The 763-nt window shown below is 62.4% G+C and carries 1 protein-coding gene and 1 pseudogene; both read left to right on the forward strand.

Going from position 1 to position 763, the window contains the following annotated elements:
* Positions 1 to 363: DUF6396 domain-containing protein (locus tag AC1EJR_RS27310; protein WP_477113949.1), on the forward strand; the 363-nt coding region annotated here is incomplete at its 5' end.
* 48 nt (positions 364 to 411) lie between these two features.
* A pseudogene (locus AC1EJR_RS27315) lies at positions 412 to 763 on the forward strand (DUF6396 domain-containing protein); the annotation flags it as partial.

Genomic DNA, 763 nt, shown 5'->3' on the forward strand with positions numbered 1-763 from the left:
CAGTGGCAGAAGGAACAGGAAGCCGCCGAACCACCGCCAAAGCCGTCGGATGAACTCATCCTCCGCCTGTGCAAGGCCAAGAACCTCGACCCCGCCACGGGCCTGGCCATTCCGCCCCCGCCCAAGGCGGCATTGGGCACGCAGGCGAACACCGGCACACCGTGCCCCGAATCCGGAACATGGCGCGCCACCCGGTTCAGCTTTCTACAGGACGCCACCGGGCATTTCCGTAAAGGCGAGACGATGCCCGCGCTCTACGTCCCCAACCGGCGCATCTTCGACTGGCTCGACGATTTTCTGGGCTTGCGCTATCAGGACGTGGCCGTCACCTGGAAACTGGTGGTCCACGACAAGGAAACCTGACCGACCGGCGCCCCTTGATGACCCAAAGCCGTATTGGCACAAACAACGGTAAAAGCATTTCAGAAGGGCGTAGCCGCCGGAAATTCGATAGCCGCCCTGGTGCTGGAGTACGGCTTCAAGCCGGTTCTCCCAGAGGATATGGACTATCTTGCCTTACCTCCCGACCCCGAACGCTCCCGCCGTTATGAGCAAATCGGCAAATTCCTAGACCGCTACGACGGCCAAAACCCCAAGCTCCCCGACATCGACAAAATCGTCCCCCTGCCCCCGGCCAAGCTTCCGCCCTGGGACGGCACCTTCCAGTGGCAGAAGGAACAGGAAGCCGCCGAACCACCGCCAAAGCCGTCGGATGAACTCATCCTCCGCCTGTGCAAGGCCAAGAACCTCGACCCCGCCACGG

The sequence above is a fragment of the Cupriavidus sp. 05T42 genome, from assembly GCF_056396345.1.